13 protein-coding genes are annotated in these 18,146 nt (G+C 50.2%); all 13 read right to left on the bottom strand.

The features are described from left to right. Positions 1–65: 65 nt before the first annotated feature. The 13 genes from HZC01_03590 to HZC01_03530 all read right to left on the bottom strand — a co-directional run bounded on the left by HZC01_03590 (position 66) and on the right by HZC01_03530 (position 18,072). Entirely contained in the window at positions 66–509 is a 444-nt protein-coding gene (locus HZC01_03590; protein MBI5037755.1) for a GatB/YqeY domain-containing protein, read from the bottom strand. A gap of 12 nt (positions 510–521) precedes the next feature. Then, complete coding sequence (gene rpsU, locus HZC01_03585) at positions 522–812, bottom strand: 30S ribosomal protein S21 (GenBank protein ID MBI5037754.1); 291 nt, start codon at positions 810–812, stop codon at positions 522–524. A gap of 139 nt (positions 813–951) precedes the next feature. Beyond that, positions 952–1,296 (bottom strand): HIT domain-containing protein, encoded by a 345-nt coding sequence (locus HZC01_03580; GenBank protein ID MBI5037753.1) that lies wholly within the window; start codon positions 1,294–1,296, stop codon positions 952–954. Continuing rightward, complete coding sequence (locus HZC01_03575; GenBank protein MBI5037752.1) at positions 1,293–2,765, bottom strand: histidine--tRNA ligase; 1,473 nt, start codon at positions 2,763–2,765, stop codon at positions 1,293–1,295. The genes HZC01_03580 and HZC01_03575 overlap by 4 nt, the downstream gene beginning before the upstream one ends. A gap of 16 nt (positions 2,766–2,781) precedes the next feature. Further along, positions 2,782–3,414 (bottom strand): signal peptidase I, encoded by a 633-nt coding sequence (gene lepB / locus HZC01_03570; protein ID MBI5037751.1) that lies wholly within the window; start codon positions 3,412–3,414, stop codon positions 2,782–2,784. 652 nt (positions 3,415–4,066) lie between these two features. Then, positions 4,067–4,360: a zinc-ribbon domain-containing protein gene (locus HZC01_03565; GenBank protein ID MBI5037750.1), complete on the bottom strand. Its 294-nt coding sequence runs from the start codon at positions 4,358–4,360 to the stop codon at positions 4,067–4,069. A 189-nt stretch (positions 4,361–4,549) separates the two neighbouring features. After that, positions 4,550–5,341 carry a response regulator gene (locus tag HZC01_03560; protein MBI5037749.1) on the bottom strand — a complete coding sequence of 264 codons (792 nt, stop codon included), beginning with the start codon at positions 5,339–5,341 and terminating at the stop codon, positions 4,550–4,552. 57 nt (positions 5,342–5,398) lie between these two features. After that, entirely contained in the window at positions 5,399–8,461 is a 3,063-nt protein-coding gene (locus tag HZC01_03555) for a hypothetical protein (protein ID MBI5037748.1), read from the bottom strand. 747 nt (positions 8,462–9,208) lie between these two features. After that, positions 9,209–9,937, bottom strand: coding sequence for a M48 family metallopeptidase (locus tag HZC01_03550; protein MBI5037747.1), 729 nt, complete (start codon positions 9,935–9,937; stop codon positions 9,209–9,211). Then, positions 9,927–12,959, bottom strand: a complete 3,033-nt coding sequence (locus HZC01_03545) for a type I restriction endonuclease subunit R (GenBank protein MBI5037746.1) — start codon at positions 12,957–12,959, stop codon at positions 9,927–9,929. The genes HZC01_03550 and HZC01_03545 overlap by 11 nt, the downstream gene beginning before the upstream one ends. 5 nt (positions 12,960–12,964) lie before the next feature. Then, complete coding sequence (locus HZC01_03540; GenBank protein MBI5037745.1) at positions 12,965–14,248, bottom strand: restriction endonuclease subunit S; 1,284 nt, start codon at positions 14,246–14,248, stop codon at positions 12,965–12,967. Positions 14,249–14,258: 10 nt separating this feature from the next. Next, positions 14,259–16,691, bottom strand: coding sequence for a type I restriction-modification system subunit M (locus HZC01_03535; protein MBI5037744.1), 2,433 nt, complete (start codon positions 16,689–16,691; stop codon positions 14,259–14,261). 226 nt (positions 16,692–16,917) lie between these two features. Next, a complete protein-coding gene (locus tag HZC01_03530) occupies positions 16,918–18,072 on the bottom strand; it encodes a hypothetical protein (GenBank protein MBI5037743.1) in 1,155 nt (384 codons plus the stop codon). Positions 18,073–18,146: the final 74 nt, after the last annotated feature.

Here is an 18,146-nt window from a genome sequence, read left to right as displayed (position 1 = left end):
TGCGCTGACGAGAACCATTAATTAAGCATGAAGACTAATGGTACGCGGGACGCGGACAATGTTCTCTACGAACCAATCTTTTTCTTGACGAGCGAGGAAACAAGTTTGCCATCTGCCTGGCCAGCACTGCGCGCCATCACTTCTTTCATCACGGCGCCAAAAGCCGCTCCAGTCCCCAATTCCCCAACCACGGTATCAACGATTGCCTGAACAGCAGACTCGTCAAGTTCGGCGGGCAAATATTCTTTTATGATATCTACTTCATCAGATTCCTGTTGCGCTAAATCTCGCCGGCCGCCTGTGGTGTACGCCTCAATCGAATCTTTGCGTTTCTTGGATTCTGTTTTTAATACTTTTGCCACCTGATCGTCTGATAATTCTTTGACGCGATCGGCAATGGCGCGATTGTGGATGGCGCTCTTAAGCATACGCAATACCGAGAGGCGCTTCGCCTCTTTCTTCAGCATGGCCTGCTTCAGGTCAGCATCGATTCGTTCAGTAATGGTCATGAGAATGACAAATTATTTGCTGCGAATTTTTGCCTGGAGCAATTTTTTGATAGTGCCGCGCTTATTCGGTCGGCGCGGATCAATAAATTCTTCAAGCTTGCCAACTTTGCGGAGAAATTCTTTCTTTTCGGTAATCAATTGACGGCGCGCGGCTGCATCTTTAAGCTCAAGTTTGCTGCGCTTCGGAGCATAATACCGCCCCTGCTTCGCCCGGAGTAAAACGCCGGATGATTGAACGCGCTTAGTAAAGCGCCGGAGCAGACTTTCGGGAGACTCGCCTTCTCGTTTTTTTACTTCAACCACTGAAATGTCACCTTCCTTTCTAAAAGTTAGTTCAAATAATTTACTCTCAAAAATCGTTGTTACTATAACACGCCAGATGGAGTATTGTCAATTTATTCTGAATAGCGGAAAAAAGCCCAAATTGGTACTTTTCTGATCATTAGACCAAGCTTGAAAGTGGCTCTCCGCCCAGCACATGAATATGCAGATGCGGTACTACCTGCCCGCCATCAGCCCCGGTATTAATCGCGACTTTGTAGCCGCTGTGACGAATGCCGAGCTGTTCGGCAATCGTAGGAATGGAACCAAATAATTCAGCGATCATTTCGGAGTCAGCTGGCGTAATTGCATTGAGTGATTCACGATGCACCTTGGGCACGACCAAGACATGCACGCGCGCTTTTGGAGAAATATCGTGGAATGCCACGATGTGTTTCCCGCGGAAAATAAGTACCTCAGGCTTTGCGTCCTGGACGATACTGCAAAAAATGCACTGCTCGGTCATAAAAGTTTCGGCTGATTGAGGTCGGTCTGCGGAACGGGGGGCATGATGGGCGCTGCACCATTCGTCCCATTCTTTCGCAGACGCTTCGTCAATTCGGGAATCATTTTCTCGAAATCAAATGTTTCCTGAATGCCACTCTCCATATCTCGAATCAAAATCGTGTCATCCATCAATTCCTTCTGACCGATGATAACCGTATATTTGACGCCCAAACGATTTGCCTGCTCCATCTGGGATTTCAAACCATTCTTAGAAAAACTTTCAGCGACTTGGAAGCCAGCTGCACGCAACTGATTGAAAACTTTCAGCGCCTTCTTTCGCGCTTCATCGCCAAGCTGAGCCAGAAAAATATCCGGACTCACCACGCTGCCCGGAGAGATATGGCGCAACTTCATTTCCAAAATCAATCGCTCAATGCCGCACGCAAACCCCATGGCTGGCGTCGGCTGTCCGCCCAACTGCTCCACGAGATAATCATACCGGCCGCCGCCGCCCAATGCGCTCTGCGCTGACGGTTTATCCAGCTTTTCTAATTTTTCTTCCACTGGTTTTTCTTCTTCTGGCTTATGATGACCTTTGACTGGCTCGGGCGCTGGCGCTTCTGGTTGCGGTGGTTCTTCATAGGGTACCGGCCAAATCTCAAACGCAGTGCGAGAATAATAATCCAAACCGCGCACCAGTCGTGGATTCAACACATAGGGAATATCTAATTCATCCAAATGCTCCAGCACTTTGATAAAATGCTTGTTTGATTCGTCGTCAAGGAAATCAACAATCTGTGGCGCACCCTCGACGAGCACTTGTGTGTCCGGCTCTTTGCTATCCAATAAGCGTAGTGGGTTTGTTTGCAGCCGTTTCAAATCTTCTTCAGGCAATGAATTCTTGCGGGTTTTGAAGTATTCCTGGAGCGCTTTCACGTAATTGCGGCGGCACTCCGGAGAGCCGAGACTATTTACCTGCAGGGTTACCGGCACGCCCACATCATTAAATATAGTATACGCCATCATCATAAGGAGGGCGTCAATCACGGGATGCGCATCCCCAATCACCTCAAATCCAAACTGATTAAACTGACGATAACGTCCTGCTTGCGGCCGATCATGACGGAAAAATGGGCCAACATAATACATTTTTACTGGCTGGGGCCGAGTAATCATGCCATGCTCGATATACGCACGAACGACGCCGGCCGTCCCCTCCGGTCGCAATGCTACGGTATCGCCGGACTTGTCCTCAAAGACATACATTTCTTTTTCCACGATATCAGTCTCTTTTCCAACTGATCGGATAAATAAATTTGCATCCTCAAGCAATGGTAATTCAATCCGAGCAAAGCTAAACGTACGGGCCAAACGTTCAACGGTCGTCCGTACATAATCCCAATATTGCTGTTCCTCGGGCAATATATCCTTAAACCCTCGCAGGAGTTGCAACGGTTTTTTGCTTTTCTCTGATTTCTTTTGCGGCATAGGTTTCATAAATTTATTATTGTGATTGCGTACTATAACTTGGCACAGAAAAGTGAGTAAAAGTTTCAAACGGCCACACCCGAAGCCAGGCACGTCCCACAATATTTTTTTTCAAAATAGGGCCAAAGCTCCGCGAATCCAGGCTAACCGGTCGGTTGTCCCCCATCACGAAATATTCATCCGAGCCTACCTCCACCCGCTGATCATGCGTCGTAACTATGTGACTAAATAAGTATGGCTCAGATAATATTTTTCCCTCCGGATTTTCCTGATTGTAAATGTATACATTGCCCTCGATCACCTGAATGGTCTCACCCGGCAAACCGATAATACGTTTAATCAAAAATTCAGCATGATTCTTTGGATCCCGAACTACCACAATCTCTCCACGCTGCGGCTCAGTAAAACGATAGGTAATTTCATCAATGATGAGATATTCATTGTCGTGGAAATTCGGCTCCATGGAGGCGCCACGGACGTAAAACGGCTGAAACAAAAAATACCGGATCGGAATAATAATCACCACGGCGATCAAAACGATTTTTATCAGCTCAACCAAAAAACCGCGCGGTGATTTCGCGTAGTCTGGCACGCCCTGTTCTGCTTTCGGTTCGCGGGCAATTGTCTCTTTGTCTGGGGTAATTTTCATAATACCGTAACGGATTTTTTAGTAATCTTTCTTCGGGATCCCCCATCAAGCTCTGCTTGATGGGGAAAAGCGGGCACATTGCTGACGTGCGGAGTGGGACGAACTTGATTCGTCACACGAAGGACGAAGCAATTGTGAACGCGTGGTGGGCGCGAGAGGGATCGAACCTCTGACCTCACGAGCTGAGCTACGCACCCCTACAAATAAATGGGCTTCTATTCTCACATATCCTATGGGATTTTGAAGGCTAACCAGTTCCGACGTTTCAGTCGGAATCCCGACCGCTTCGCGTCGGGACTGAGCTACGCACCCCTACAAATAAATGGGCTTCTATTCTCACATATCCTATGGGATTTTGAAGGCTAACCAGTTCCGACGTTTCAGTCGGAATCCCGACCGCTTCGCGTCGGGACTGAGCTACGCACCCAATGGTGGGGCCTGGTGTCAGACGTTCGCACCTTTTTCATCGAACACCCTGACAGTTTTTGGCTAAAATGAGGGCAATTAGTCAACAGAATACCACAAATCAGGGTCTCTGTAAAGGCAGTTCCCGATGTGCACGTTTCCTGTCCCCGTCCGTCTGGTGAATGATGTTAGAACTGCAATAGAAGACAATCCCGTTCTAGCGTGATCACCTGTCGAAATGATACCGCTATTTGTGGTTCCACCAGCTTCCAAATTTGGCCACCATGAGCGCTACAAAACCAACAAATGCTAACGTGAAACCAAAGCCGGTCATTGGACTACTCCACTCGTCGAGGCCATAGCCTCGCAAGAAGAGATATATCCCCACCAATATGCTGATCCATGCAATTAGTTTTGCAAGTTTCCAACGCTTGCTGGTAGCCTGTACGACAATGGGCCGTAGAGGATTGCCACAGTGCGGACAAGCCTCTGCCTGGTCCGAAATATCTTTTCCGCATTCACTGCACTTAATGAGTGCCATAGTCTGAAAGTGATAATAGTCAATGAAATTGTACTCTGAGTCGAATGGCCTCCGATAACCCGCTTATCCAGAAAAACCCAAGTAATTGCAAAGTCTCAACGTCGATGAGAATATTCTAGCATGTTGACCAAAACACTCGCATTGAATCAGAGTGGTCAGACTCTGTGGTTAACTTCCGACAATGAGCCACTATGCCGCACGGTTAATCGTTTCATCCTTCGGAATGTCCTGGTACCTTGGCACCCGACTACCCTGAGTCGGTAATGGCGGATAGAGCTTTTCATCTCTTTTGAGTCTGGGTAGTTTCAACACCTCTCGCACTCGGTCGACGACCTGCCAGGGAGTGTAATGCGCAGAGACCAAGTAATCGACCGCGTCAAGGCTCATTCCCTTAATGATATCTTCCTTTTGTCCGAGATTTGTCAGGAATAATAAAGGAATGTTTCGCGTCTCCGGATCGCCCTTCAGTAATCTGGTCGCGCTAAACCCATCCATTTCTGGCATAATGACACTCATGAGGATGAGGTCGGGTTTAACGCTTTTCACTAAAGCTACTGGATCGGGCGCGGGAGTTTCTCGCGGTTCGTACTGCAGTCCATCCAGTTCGAATCGTACTCGGTATATCTTTGTGAGCATCTTATCGTCTTCGAAATGCAGTACTCTTTTTAGTCCTTTCTTTGCGCTGTTTTGCTTGGTCTTCGGTGCAAATTGTCGCGCGTAGGCAATCCTCAATTTCATAACATCACTTAGCGTATCGAGGGCTTCCTGTACTGTTTCTTTGAGCGACTTGTGAATTGTGGAGAATTCTCGCGCCTTGAAGTCCCCTTCGACGAGCATCGTCAGATAGCCCAGGACTCCGGTCAAAGGAATGCGAAGATGGCTGAGAGAATGCCCAATCAGGAACCGAAAATCCTCATCGGAGATTTCCCGATGTTCTTGGAGCCAGTGTTTCAGGTCGATTTGTCCGCCGCCGTTGGGCATACGCGTTGATTATAGCACCGGCACAAGCAAAAGACGAATGTCATCCTGTACAAATTGTCAACTGAAGTCGTTCAGTTGCGCATCAATATCTTCCCGACCCGCCTGATGCTCGTAGGTGCTAGCCATGGAGCGCAAGATTTGAGCGGTTCTTGGCCACTTCTCTTTCAGCGCGTCGCTCATCCGGCGATAGGTTAGCGCGAGCTCTCTCTCCAGCCTGCCACCTTCTCCTGGGCTACGCACCGTTGTGCCGCGACTATTGAACAGCTCTGTTTCGATATGCCGATCAATAGTCTGATTTGCCAGTAGTTCGATGATGTTTCTGACAGCCGTATGAGGCCAATTTCCATCGCTATCGCGAGGGGCGTGCGCTAACATGGTGCCTAGTTCAATATCGCAGCCAGTTACTGTCTTCAGAGATCTGCACTTGTCGCGCACGGCGAGAACCCAAGCACGAAGCTCGCCTTCATCAATACCGCCGTCAGAACTCAGACCCGGCATAAGCCGCCAGGATGATACGACCTCACGCGCGTTTCTGGCGATTTGCATGGCTTTTTGGTCAAGCGGCTCTTCATCTGTTCGGATTCTGTCATCGCGTTTGTACATGAGCGCGACGAAATCGGCAAACTGACCAGGGTCGCGCTGTAATAGTCGGTGGATGGCCAAGGGCTTAGACAAATACTGTTTGAAATCATCGAACAATGAGGCATAGGGCCATTCCAGGGCTACAATCTCTCCCAGCGGCAACTCATCGCGCTCGTGAATCTGCCTGAATACATATCCCAAGTGAAAAGGCAGCATCGCATCGTGACGAGGTTGTGTTGCAGACTTGCTGTGCTCCAACAGCTCGAGCAATAGGCGCTTCAGTAATGCACTGGGCAAAGATAACTTGGGATCCCCAGCAATCTCAAGCGCAGCATCCGGTCGATGAGCATTCAACAGCTTCGTTACTGCCAAAGCAGCATCTGAGAGTCGATCTGAACGCGAACGCCCTGTCGCTAGTCCCCAGTAAGCTTTCTCTACCTCAATCCCAAACGCTGCGACCTTTTCCCACGTCGAAGCTTGCTCGGGTAGTCCCAAGAGCATTAATGCAATGACCTCCGGTGTTGCTACGCCAACAGTTTTCAGGTACGCTATTTGCCGGTCGATCCAATGTATTCCGGCGATGCGTATTCGTTGCGCGGCATATCCTGTTACTTCGCGAGCCTGGGTTGGCAAAGCTCCCTTGATAAGCTGGCTTAGCACTCGCTGGTCTTCTTCGTCATCTTTTATCGCTCTCCCTATAGCAGTACCCACAACGCCAGTGTATTCTGTCGTCTTGGCAAAGCTGAGAATAGCTTCAATATCAATACTGTCGAGTAACTCACGCGCGGCCTGCTGTTGCAACGCTGCAACGTGCTCTTCGTCAGCGTCGTAATCTTTAGTTGTTCCTTCGGGAAGACGTGGCCAAGGCGACTTCAATAGCCAGCCGACACGTTCAATAACGTCATCTGGCTCAAAGCGCTGTAGTATCTCCTTTAGTTTCGGTATTGACTCTTGATACTCCTCCTTACCATAGCTGTTAATCCAGTTCAAAGCTTCTCGCACCTTTTCTAATAACCGAAGTCGATCATCCAAAGACAGTTCTTCGGCATTCATTGACAACAGAACGGACGCAACCTGTTCACGAAAGTCCGGTGGAAGTCTTGTAAAGTCGTCTAGTGCCTGTATTACATTTATTGGCATCGCCGCCAGTGCCTTCGCTTTAGGCCATAATCCCGTCAGGTAGGCAGCATAGTTCTCATTGGACTCCGGTTCCAACCCTCGGCGCTCGCCTCCGGCATCACGCCATTGATATTGATGCGAGGCACTAATGATTCCGCGATCGAAGTAACTGTATGCGATCTGCCAGGCTAGCTGAGCGTCTCTTTGTATGAGGGTTTCGAACGCCGATAACCGCGCCGTCGGGCCCGCGTGAGTCTGTGGGTATTGGGGTAAGAACAAATCCTTGAGGCTGTTCAGGGGCCTATTTACCCACTGTCCACCTGGGTCTAACTTCGCCAAGTCGACTAATAAAGCAACGACGCGCTCAAAGTACTGTGGGTCCCAGGCGATAGACTCAAGTGCCCACAGCAGGCCAGCATGCTTACACTCCCCAAAGAGCGATTGACCCTCATCTTTGAACAATTCTGTAACGATTTCAGGATGGGTGGCAATAACTTGTTCCACAGCTTCGAGAAATGTTACGGGTGCGGCCTCGGCTAGCAGCGGAGTAATGTCCTGTATTGAAGCCCACCCCTGCCAACTGGTTGTTGCTGACAAGATATTTCGCACCGCCTGCTGTGCGACTTGAGGAGCGGATAGCGCGATCGGTGCTTTATCACCGAAGACCGACATACGGACCAGAGTTTCGGCAAGACCCATTCGCAAATGCGGGGAATATTGCCTAATCTTGGAATGAAAAGCTGCCATCCACCGTTCGTCGGGTGATAGCTCATACTTCGGATGCAGTTCTTCTAACGCTTGCGTGCTCGCACTCGAAAATGCGGTGAGAATATCTGCGGTCAATTGTCCCGCGATCAAAAACCAAGAGTCGAGCGGCGATTTGAGTGTCCATACTTCTCCAATTTTTACTACAGGGCTATCCTCGAATACTCTAAGCTCATTAAGCCGTTCGGCATAAACAGTGAATGAGAACCCGGAGACTATCTCAGCAATTTGTTTGTCCCCGTCTGTACTTTCAGAAATTGAACCAAGTAGCATCAATGGCATGAGAGACCGTGCCTGGTCGGCTTCTGACCACGGTGGCCGCCGGGCAGCACCCGATACGGCTAAGTGGCGGCGGAGTACCGGGATGCTTCGCCCGAAATCCCGCGCGAGTTGTTGGGCGTTAGCTGGCGACAAGCCCAATTCTTGCAGGGTGGCAGCTACTGCTGACCTTTTCGGACGGGAAAGACGTAAAATTCGAGCGATATCTATCACACTTGCATCCACACAGACAAAGACATGGTGTCCCTTGTTGATAGCGAGGCCAACCGCCTCACTGCAATCAGAAGTAGTGACAATAACCAACGGATTGAGAAACGTTCTTATACAATTACGGAGATCCGTTAAATTATCAATCACTATGCATCTTGAGAGCACTCGCGAACGTTCGCTCTCCGGCAAGCCGCAGATTGCAGCATACAGAAAGGCACGCGCTTCAGCTGGAGAATCACCTTGAACTTCAAGCCTATCGGGTGTTTCCGATAGCCACTTGTGAATTCTATCCTGTTCATTTGTGCGTCCTGCAATTACCAACGGGATACTCATGGGAGGTGAAGTCGAATAGGACCATTCATCCCAACACTCTTCGATGTCTCGGAGTCTATCTCCGGTTGCTTTGCCAATTGTTCTCGCCAACCATAGCGCTACCGCCGGCGCAGAATCCAACCACTGTTCAATCCCGTCTGCCGCAACAACTCGCACCGCCTTCCAGTGTCCCTTTGCTTGATTATCAGATTGCCATTTCGCGCGGCTCGGAAACGACCTCGGAGTAACGAAGACAAAAGTGGTATCAGCGGGAATAAGCCCGTCAGGCTCAGCAATCCGTTTGGCAAAGTCTCCATCGGCCTTTTTCTTGGCCGATTTATCAGAGCCAATTTCCCACCCCGACACGCCTTGCGGAAAAAACGGGACAGCTACGGGTGCATCGAGTCGGCCATCCCAACCTCTGGTGGATACACTGTCTCCACTCGGGAATTCAATCGTTCGAATATCGGAAGTGATAGCAAAAATCAGGCGACGTACTAACTCCGGCAAGGTCTGAGAACACTGCCGCTGTTGTGTGTTTGCCCAGTTGGTGATGTCTGATGCAGTTATCCACTTCATGAGTATGATATTCCCTATTTGCTAATATCTCCACTCCTCATGCGACAATATGAAGCGATTCAGTTCCTGCTTTTGGCTCTTCCATTTCGGCAGATGCCTCGTCAGCAACTGGACGAATCGATTATTGTGCTTCTTCTCAATCAAGTGGATCAGTTCATGAACCACAACATACTCAATGCAGGAGACCGGCTTCTTGACTAGCTCAAGGTTTAGAAGAATCCGCTTTTTGTCCTTATTGCAGGTGCCCCACCGGGTCCTCATGCGCTTGATAGCCCATACAGATGGTCGAACACCGATTTTGTCTTGCCATCTCGGTATCAAGTCTTCAAGTAGCTGGTGAAGCTCGGTACGGTACCATTCGGTTATCACCTCGTGGCGCTTCCCCTGAGAAGCGTTCGGTCTGACATATAGGAACAGTTTTCCGTTGGCCTTCGCTTCAACGCGGGGTGGAGCTTCCTCGTATCGGACTTCTAAGCGGTACCGCCTGCCGAATAGGTAGTGACTTTCACCGGATACGTATTCTCGCGGAGTCTGTCGTTGCTGATTGCGGAATTTCGTTTGTTGACGATTTATCCAGCCCAGCCTGGTAGCCAGCAATATGCGGATAGCGTCATCGTTCATCGCAACTGGTGCGGTGACTCGAACCTTACCCTCTGGCGGCAAAACAGACAGGTGGACGTTCTTGATCGCCTTCCTGACAATCAGCGCCTCCACCAATCCGACCTTGAGCATGTAAGAATTAGTACTCATGTTGATTCTTTACGAGCTCAAATAAGGACTTGAGCTCGTCCTCCGATATCCCCGGCATCGCGCCCTTAATTGCGTTCCTCACCCGACGTTCCTTCTGCATGTGACCACGCCAGTTGTCTTCCAGTGCGCCTACAATTGCCTCGTCCAGGGCAACAGCTTTACCCTCGTCCTGTCCGAGATTATCATAGAGTGCCTGTCTGGCTCGTGTATCAACCCGCGAAGGATAATGACGCGACTGTTCCGGGTGCTTGACCTGCTTAGTAAGCTCGACAATCTTGGCCAGGTACTCCTTGTACTCGATATCAGCCCGTTTCCGCTGCTTCACTAAGGTATCGAGGAGCTCCGACATGCGGAGAAAGTACTTCGGATTCGTAGGCGTTTCGTCGATGATCAGCTTGCGGACGTTGTTTTCGATTGTCTCAGCGGTAGCTTCTTGGTTCTTTTTCACCGACTCCGGTAGGTCGTCGATGGCATCTTTGCCCTTTTTGACGATCAAATCCACGAGGGTCATGTCATCAAACGCGGATAGCCTTTCGCTTTCTTTTGCCGAAATGTACCTGTCGATAAGAGTCCGCATGGCCGGCTCGTACTTCTTCAGGTCGATGTAGTCTCCGCTTGCAAGCTTGACTTCCATCCGGACCTGTTCGTAGTGCTTTACCTCATTGCCGATCGCTTCGGCTTGCGCTCTGGAGAATCCGACCTTCTCCATATCGTTGGCGAGATCGGCATACATTCGAAGTAGATGGCTGACGGAACGGTAGAGCTTGACCCGCTTGATTTCGTTTTCCTTCAGGGCGTATGGATTTTCAACGTCTCCACAGAAGTAGCGAATGTAGGCTCCAGAATCTTTGGGCGGCGCAACTGGTTCACAAAGAGCTCTTACGACCTCTAGAGCTTCCTCGAGATCTTTGCGACCTTCTTCTAACCTGTCCTTGAGTAGCCCAAGAACATCCTCTTGATCAAAGCCTTCGAATGCTCCGGCAGTATAGTCGGTGACCGCTTGTTCAAGCTTTTTGAAAAGATCCCTGTAGTCGACGATGTAGCCGTACTCTTTGTCCTCACCGTCGAGCCGATTGACTCGGCAAATCGCCTGGAATAGGCCGTGATCCTGCATGTTCTTATCGACATACAGATAGGACGCAGGCGGTGCGTCAAAACCAGTCAGGAGTTTGTCCACGACAATGAGAAGTTGCATCTGTCCTGGTGTTTCGATGAACTTCTTCTTGGCTTCCTTCTCGAACTCTTCGGTGGCCTTGCCACCCAGCATCTTCTGGTAGATGGCGTACTCGCGGTCTTCGGACTGAATCGCGCCAGGCTCGTATGACGTGACGATGGCGCACTTGGTAAATCCCTGAGCCTGGAATATCTCGTAGTACTGGCAGGCTTCATAAATGCTGCTCGCTACCAGCATGGCGTTGCCGCGGCCGCTGGCGAGACGTTCTTTTTTGTAGAAGTCATCGAGAATATCGAAGACTACTTTTTCCAAGCGTGACTTGGAAGACAACAGGGATTGCATCGTCCCCCACCGCTTCTTCAGTTCCGCCTTGGCTACGTCGGTGAGCCCCTTGGTTCGTTCCTCGAACCACTGGTCGATTTTCTCCTGTGACGTGATGTCTTGGTCTACGCGTCGAGCTTCGTATCGTAAGTCGAGCACAACCTTGTCGGCCACTGCCTCGTCGTATTTGTAGGTGTGGATGTATGGGCCCCAAACGCCAATGCTGTTCGACTTGTCAATTTTGAGAAGCGGCGTGCCAGTGAAACCGATGAATGTAGCGTTGGGGAGGAGCTCTCTCATCGCTTCGTGAAGCTTGCCGGTATGCGTACGGTGACACTCATCGACGAACACGAAAAGATCGCCTTTGGCCGAAAAGTCTTTTGGCAGATTCTTCTTGAGGTCGGCGATGTATCCATCCACGTCGGTCTCACCGGTGGCTCCGGTACGGCCGAATTTGTGCACTAGCGAACAGAGCAGCCACTCATTCTTGATATTGAGTTGCCCTATCAAATCCCTTGCGCTCTTCGCGCGATAGATCTTCTCATCTACGCCCATGAAAAACCGCTCGATCTGCTCGTCAAGCTCTTTTCGGTCGGTCAGAACAAGTACGCGTGGATCGTGCATGTGTTCTTTAATCCACTTAGCGAGCCAGATCATGGTCAGGCTCTTACCTGAGCCCTGGGTATGCCAGATTATTCCGCCCTTGTGCTGTTGCACGAATTCCTGCGCTACTTTGACTCCAAAGTACTGGTTGTGCCGACAGGTCTTCTTAATGCCGCTGTCGAAGGCAATGAAGTCGTGAACGATCTCGAGGAACCTCTTCTTTTCGCACATTTGCAAAACATGGCGATCAAGCCGATTGTCTTTCTCATATCCCGGCTCCTTTGTACTCCAAGTGAGGTAGCAGTCCTCTTTCGTCTCGGTAGTGCCGAATCGAAGTCCTTCGGTATCGTTTCCGGCCATGAGCAGTTGAACGGTTGCGAAGAAAGGCTTGATGAAAGCGTCCTTTTGATTACCGATGTTCTGGCGGATTCCCTCGGCAACCGATACGATACTCCGTTTCAACTCGATCACGCCTAAGGCAATTCCGTTTACATAAAGCACGATATCCGGGCGTTTGGTCCGATTCCCTTTGACCGTAACCTCTTCTGCGAAAGCGAAGTCATTTTTCTCGGGGTGTTCCCAGTCGATGAGCCAAATAGTCTTATAGTGTTCGCCGTGACCTTCCTTGACTTTCACCCCGTACCTCAACAGACCGTACGTCTCACGGTTAAGGTCGTATAGGCTGATGTTCGATCGACCTGTACATTTCTTCAGCTCCTCAACGGCTTTGAATACGAGTGTGTCACTATATCCGGACCGAATCAGGTACGAGTGAAGAAGTAGCTCCTCGACATTGCTATTATCTTCACGGTCTTCCCAGTTGCCAAGGTAGTCGTAATTCAGACGGTCACGAATCAACGCCACAAGACGGTCTTGGGTCTTGCGTTCGATTTGGCCAACTTTGGGGGTCGCTTCTTTTGTCATAGTAGTCACACTGTTAGTCTTATCTTACCAGTTAGGAGAGATTGCATCATGCCTTGCTTAACCTGGGTCAACTTTTGCAGTCTGCTCTGCTGTAACTCCAATTCGGTATCTAATTCGCAAAGGACCATTGCAATCGCTCTCTGCTCCTCTATGGGCGGATAAGGTATTTCAAGCGCAGCCAGTTCCCGTTTCCCAATTTCAAGAAATGTTGAACCAATCGCCTTCTCAATCATCTTCTGCTTGAGCGTCAATAGGAGGTAATAAAGAAACTCGTTGTCAATTCGATCGCTACAGACAAGTGATTTGAATCCCTGATTGGTACAGATTTGATCCGTAGCTATCCTGACTTCACCTATGGTCGCACGACTGCATAACAGCAGAGTGCCAGCAGGTAAAAGGCGAGCGGCACAGCTTTTGAGACCCGCCTGTGAAATTGATCGCTGAGTATCATGAAGGTATTTCCCAAAAGTGCCAGTAATGTCGGTAGGTGTACACCACTTAATGCCACCGTTCCAATACTGGTTTCTATCTGTGCGCGGGGTGCCACCGCTGACGATTTGAGTACAATCTCCTATTCTTTCTCTGGTCCACGCCTTAGTAAACCCCGGCAGCCGCCGCTTGCCGGTCAGTAGCTCCTGCATCACGCCCTGCTTGATTGCTCGCTTCTTGGCGATGAGCTTCTCGAGGCTTTCTATCAAGGCGTCTGTATCTCTGAGCGCCTTAACAATGGCTTTCTGCTGTTCCGATGGTGGCTTTGGAATCGGTACCAGTTTCAAGTTGTTCTTAGATATGCCAAAGACTTTTAAGCCTGTGGCGTAGCGGTCCAAGCTAGGTTTGACAAGCGGACTCGAAGTAATATATCCTTTGAAACCGTCAACGAAGTTGTTGCCCTTGTCTCGCAGGAGGAAGGTGTGGAGGCCCGCAATGGCCTTCTTTTCACCGAGATTAATAACTTCCACGCTCTTAGCAACACCCGCATAATCTTCAGAGGCATCGGCAAGGATAAGATCGCCTTCCTTTATCTGACTATAATTCCCCGCTTGCCCGCGATCGACAGTTGGAGTGCGAGCCTTTGACATATCAACAAAAAATGACCACTTCGTATGGATGTCCCCGTAGTGAATGTATTGGTAATCACCATTTGCGCCCAGCTGCTCTCGCGAGTATGAGGCTGTGCGAAGAAACTCGAAGGCGTCATCGAATGAGACTAGATCCCAATCCCGGGGTATGGCACCTACCTCAGTAGTCTTGAGTGATGATTCGTTCTCTACGGTTACCCTTGTCGACATGACGTCCACGTTATTTATTGAAACCCATTCTTGTCAGATGACCATTCACCGTCAAAGTGAGTGCTTCAACTGACTTCGTTAATGCCGGCAGAGGCTCGGCATATCGCTCAGCCAACTGCTGAACTCGACTCGCAAGTGATTGCGCCAAGCGCTCTACCTGCCCTAGAATCATGCCTTGCAACGAATCCATCCACTTGCGGTCGACGACAAGCGTCTTCACTTCATCAAGTGTCAGCTTTGGGTACTTCGCCAGAATCTTGGCCTCAAGTGCCTTTTCACGATCCTTAATGAGTTTCTTGGTTTCCGCCTCACTCTCGAAGTTCGCGAAGTACGCTTCCAGAACCTTCAGTTCATCAGCGAAGTCGCTGTCGTCTTTGATTTCCTTGATCCTTTTCTGAACTGCCCCTTTGGATATCTTATCGTTGTCAATGACCTCAGTAAGTAAGCCCTCTTCGCCGCCATGCTCATCCTTGAGTTCGTCCATTTCCGCAGCTATCTGCTCCAATCGTACAGATAGCTCGTCAAGCTCAGCCTGCTCATTGCTGAAATAGGTCCCTATCATAAGCGAAACGGGAATGAGACGGCCCTCAAGTCCGGGCAGACCTTCTATGTCCTTCTTCTTTCCCTTGCCTTCTCGCTGCAATCGAGTGACGACGTTGCCAGCTTTCCAGCCCTCGGTCGTGAGAATGTAGGCGTCGTCTTGCATCACTTCATCCCAATAGTTCATAAGATGCTGGTAAATGTCGTACTTGTCTATCAAATGCAGTTTCGTGCAGTGCGCGAGCAGCTTGTCAGAGACAGATTGGATTATCGCCTTGGGGTGATCCTTAGTGGAAATGCCCTTGAGACCGGGGACAATCTGTTCGCGCCAACTACCAAAGATCTTATCCACCTGTGCTCGAAAAGCGTGATACTCTTGGTTATCCAAAATCGTTTTTCGAACATCACCCGGTTCAATCGCCAACTGATCATAGCCCTTTCGGTCGGACGATTTGAACAGCGCCTTACGAAGCCCAGGGCACACTTCCCAAAAGGCGCTCAGCATTTCGATATCGGCTTCCGGAATGCCCCCTTTCAAGTGGGCCTCTATATCTTGAATGTCTTCCGGCTCCTGGGTGTCGATGTAGCGCGGTAGATTGAGATTGTATTGGTTCTTCTCGGCAATCTCTTCGTTCGGAACAAACCGGGAGAACTTCGGAATTTCCAGTTTGCCGTCCCAGGTGTCGACGATCTTCCTGATATCCTGCTCTCTGAGTCGGTTCTTGTTCCCGTCTTTGACGTACCCTTTCGACGCGTCAATCATGAAAATACCTTTACGATTGGCCGCGTCTTTCTTATCGAGGACGATAATGCAGGCCGGAATACCGGTGCCGTAAAAGAGGTTAGGTGGCAATCCGATTATGCCTTTGATGTATCCCCGCTTCACGATGTTGGTTCGGATGTCGGCTTCGGTGTTACCTCGGAAGAGTACGCCATGCGGCAGAATCACCGCACCGGTGCCCGTGCTCTTGAGGCTCTTGAGTATATGAAGCAAGAACGCAAAATCACCATTCTTCTTTGGCGGAACGCCAAATCCGTCGAAACGGCCAAAGTCGTCGGCCTCCGGATTGAATCCGTTGCGCCATGCTTTGTATGAAAAGGGCGGATTGGCGACAACCCAGTCAAAGGTTTTCAGCTCGTTGTGGTCGGTGAAAAGTGGCGTCGAAAGAGTGCTCTGCCCTTTCTTGATCTCGGCAGTCGGTTCGTTGTGCAGCCACATGTTCAGAATCGCCAGACCCGCCGTCGCGTTATCCAACTCCTGACCATAGATGGCAATTCCCTTTGGAGCCTCAGCCGCAACCTTCAGAAGCAAGGAACCGCTTCCGCACGTCGGATCGTAGACTGTCTGTCTCTTACCGGTGGCACGATTAGCCTCAATGACTTTAGCTATGATGCGTGAAACTTCCGCCGGAGTGTAAAACTGACCTTTGCTCTTGCCGGACTCGACAGCGAAATTCTTCATCAGGTATTCATAGGCGTCACCTAAAAGGTCGTCGCCCTCGGCCCGGTTCGTACTGAAGTCGAGGTCAGGATTCTCGAATATAGCAATGAGATTGGACAGGCGGTCCTGCATGTCCTTCCCTTTGCCGAGCTTATCCTCGTCATTGAAGTCAACCGCGTTGATAACGCCTTGCAGGTTGTTCGCCTCGGCCAGTTTGCTTAGGACTTTATTGATCCCCTCGCCAATGTTCGGCTTGCCTTTGAGCTTAATGAGGTCCGCGAAACTACCGCCTGCAGGAATCTCTACGACGGCGTCCTTGTTACCGGCGTACTTGTCCGATACGTATCGCACGAACAAAAGGACAAGAACGTAATCCTTGTATTGAGACGCGTCCATGCCGCCGCGCAGTTCATCGCAGCCTTGCCATATCGCGCTATAGAGTTGTGATTTTCTAATTGCCATAGGAATCTATTACCGCGTTTGTTTCTGCAGATCAATGTACGCTGGAAATGTGATGATTCTAAAGGTTTTTAATGTCAAGAAATTGTCCCCCGTAATCGGAGCCTGATTTTTAAAGCATACTTCAATTCAGTCCCTAAAGTAAAGCTTTCGGCCCCTATAGACAATGATAAAGACAAAGAGCCCGACATTGAGTATCGGGCTCCAGATTACAGGAAATCGGTCCATCCTACAGCGCCAAGAGGCTCCCAGTACGTCGCTCAAGGTCCACTCTTGAGTCGATGTGTTTGAAGTGGCGGGCATAGGCGGTTAATCCCTGCACTATCCCCCAAAGCGTTGTCGGATCGTCGCCTTCCGACTGTCCGATGGTGAACGCCTCGGTGATTTCTCGTTTGGAGAAGGGCTTTTGAGCAAACCATTTGAGCACGTCCTCGACGGAAACTCCAATCCTCTCGCGCATAGCCCGATACACCGTTTCACTGACAGAATCTGTCAGTGAACGGCTTTCGACAAACCGATTCAAGAACGGGACTGCTTCGCGATAGTATCGATCAGGTGCTTTCTCGCGGTGCACAATGCGCAGTTCGTTGATTTCCTCCGCTCCCCAAACAATGTGATTGCCACACACATAGTTGTATAGGAACGTGGTCAGACCGAATGTCGAAGCGCCGGTCTCCGAATTCCAAATAAAGAATCCTCTTCCGAGTTTGGCGTTACCGACTTCTATCGGAGGTTCGTCGCTCACCATAAAGGCAAACATGTCCCGATCAGAAGCGTAGAGTCCGCTCGGCAAGTCATGTTTACTCTCTGGCACGTGCCAGCTTGAGCCGGATACGGCTTTTTGTAAGGCGGCGATCACTTCGCTGTCCCAGATTCTGCCATAGGAGGGCCCGGTCAACGCCGCTGTTTGAAGCATGCCGTTTCCGGCAAAGCCTTCCTCGAAATTGCGGTAGAGTATCCTGCACTTCTCGGTTGACCTGGATAACCCTTGCCTTAAGCAATCGCCAGCAAGTTCAGCTGGAAGGGTACGGAGATAACGAGCTGGTGCCACGATGGTGGTACACAATTGCCCGAACGCCCAATGGGTAAACAGGGCGGTCGGGTGATGGTGATTCAGGCCCATGCCGTGCTCGCCCTCTACAGCGACGTGCAGGTCTCGGACATTGACGACCTCCTCCCGCGAACCGTCGCGCCTGGCGCGAACGTGAGCGGCAAGATCTTCCAGCGACGAAAAGCGTTCGTCGGCTGGTCGTGACGCCCATTGCTGGTGAGCCTCGTACAAATTGACAGTCATACTGTCCTCCGGTGTTTGGATTGTTAAGGAACGATGGTTAATAGCATCGTTCAGTCTATCCGACCGGTGGAATCGCTCAATTGCCGACATAGGCAATTAGCTGTGGACAAAAAAGACATGAGGGTAGGAGCACGCCTCTTCACCTTGAGCACAAAAAAAGGAGG

The sequence above is a fragment of the Candidatus Kerfeldbacteria bacterium genome (genome assembly GCA_016214565.1).
Taxonomy (GTDB): domain Bacteria; phylum Patescibacteriota; class Patescibacteriia; order UBA10025; family JAHIVO01; genus JAXDBW01.
This window is presented reverse-complemented; position numbering and strand designations above follow the sequence as displayed.

What these genes read in the sequence shown, in the direction of transcription:
- HZC01_03540 (MBI5037745.1), bottom strand. Translation starts at nt 14,248, where the DNA reads ATGTCGACAAGGGTAACCGTAGAGAACGAATCATCACTCAAGACTACT.
- HZC01_03565 (MBI5037750.1), bottom strand. Translation starts at nt 4,360, where the DNA reads ATGGCACTCATTAAGTGCAGTGAATGCGGAAAAGATATTTCGGACCAG.
- HZC01_03535 (MBI5037744.1), bottom strand. Translation starts at nt 16,691, where the DNA reads ATGGCAATTAGAAAATCACAACTCTATAGCGCGATATGGCAAGGCTGC.
- HZC01_03590 (MBI5037755.1), bottom strand. Translation starts at nt 509, where the DNA reads ATGACCATTACTGAACGAATCGATGCTGACCTGAAGCAGGCCATGCTG.
- HZC01_03550 (MBI5037747.1), bottom strand. Translation starts at nt 9,937, where the DNA reads ATGAGTACTAATTCTTACATGCTCAAGGTCGGATTGGTGGAGGCGCTG.
- HZC01_03530 (MBI5037743.1), bottom strand. Translation starts at nt 18,072, where the DNA reads ATGTCGGCAATTGAGCGATTCCACCGGTCGGATAGACTGAACGATGCT.
- HZC01_03545 (MBI5037746.1), bottom strand. Translation starts at nt 12,959, where the DNA reads ATGACAAAAGAAGCGACCCCCAAAGTTGGCCAAATCGAACGCAAGACC.
- HZC01_03575 (MBI5037752.1), bottom strand. Translation starts at nt 2,765, where the DNA reads ATGCCGCAAAAGAAATCAGAGAAAAGCAAAAAACCGTTGCAACTCCTG.
- HZC01_03560 (MBI5037749.1), bottom strand. Translation starts at nt 5,341, where the DNA reads ATGCCCAACGGCGGCGGACAAATCGACCTGAAACACTGGCTCCAAGAA.
- HZC01_03580 (MBI5037753.1), bottom strand. Translation starts at nt 1,296, where the DNA reads ATGACCGAGCAGTGCATTTTTTGCAGTATCGTCCAGGACGCAAAGCCT.
- lepB (MBI5037751.1), bottom strand. Translation starts at nt 3,414, where the DNA reads ATGAAAATTACCCCAGACAAAGAGACAATTGCCCGCGAACCGAAAGCA.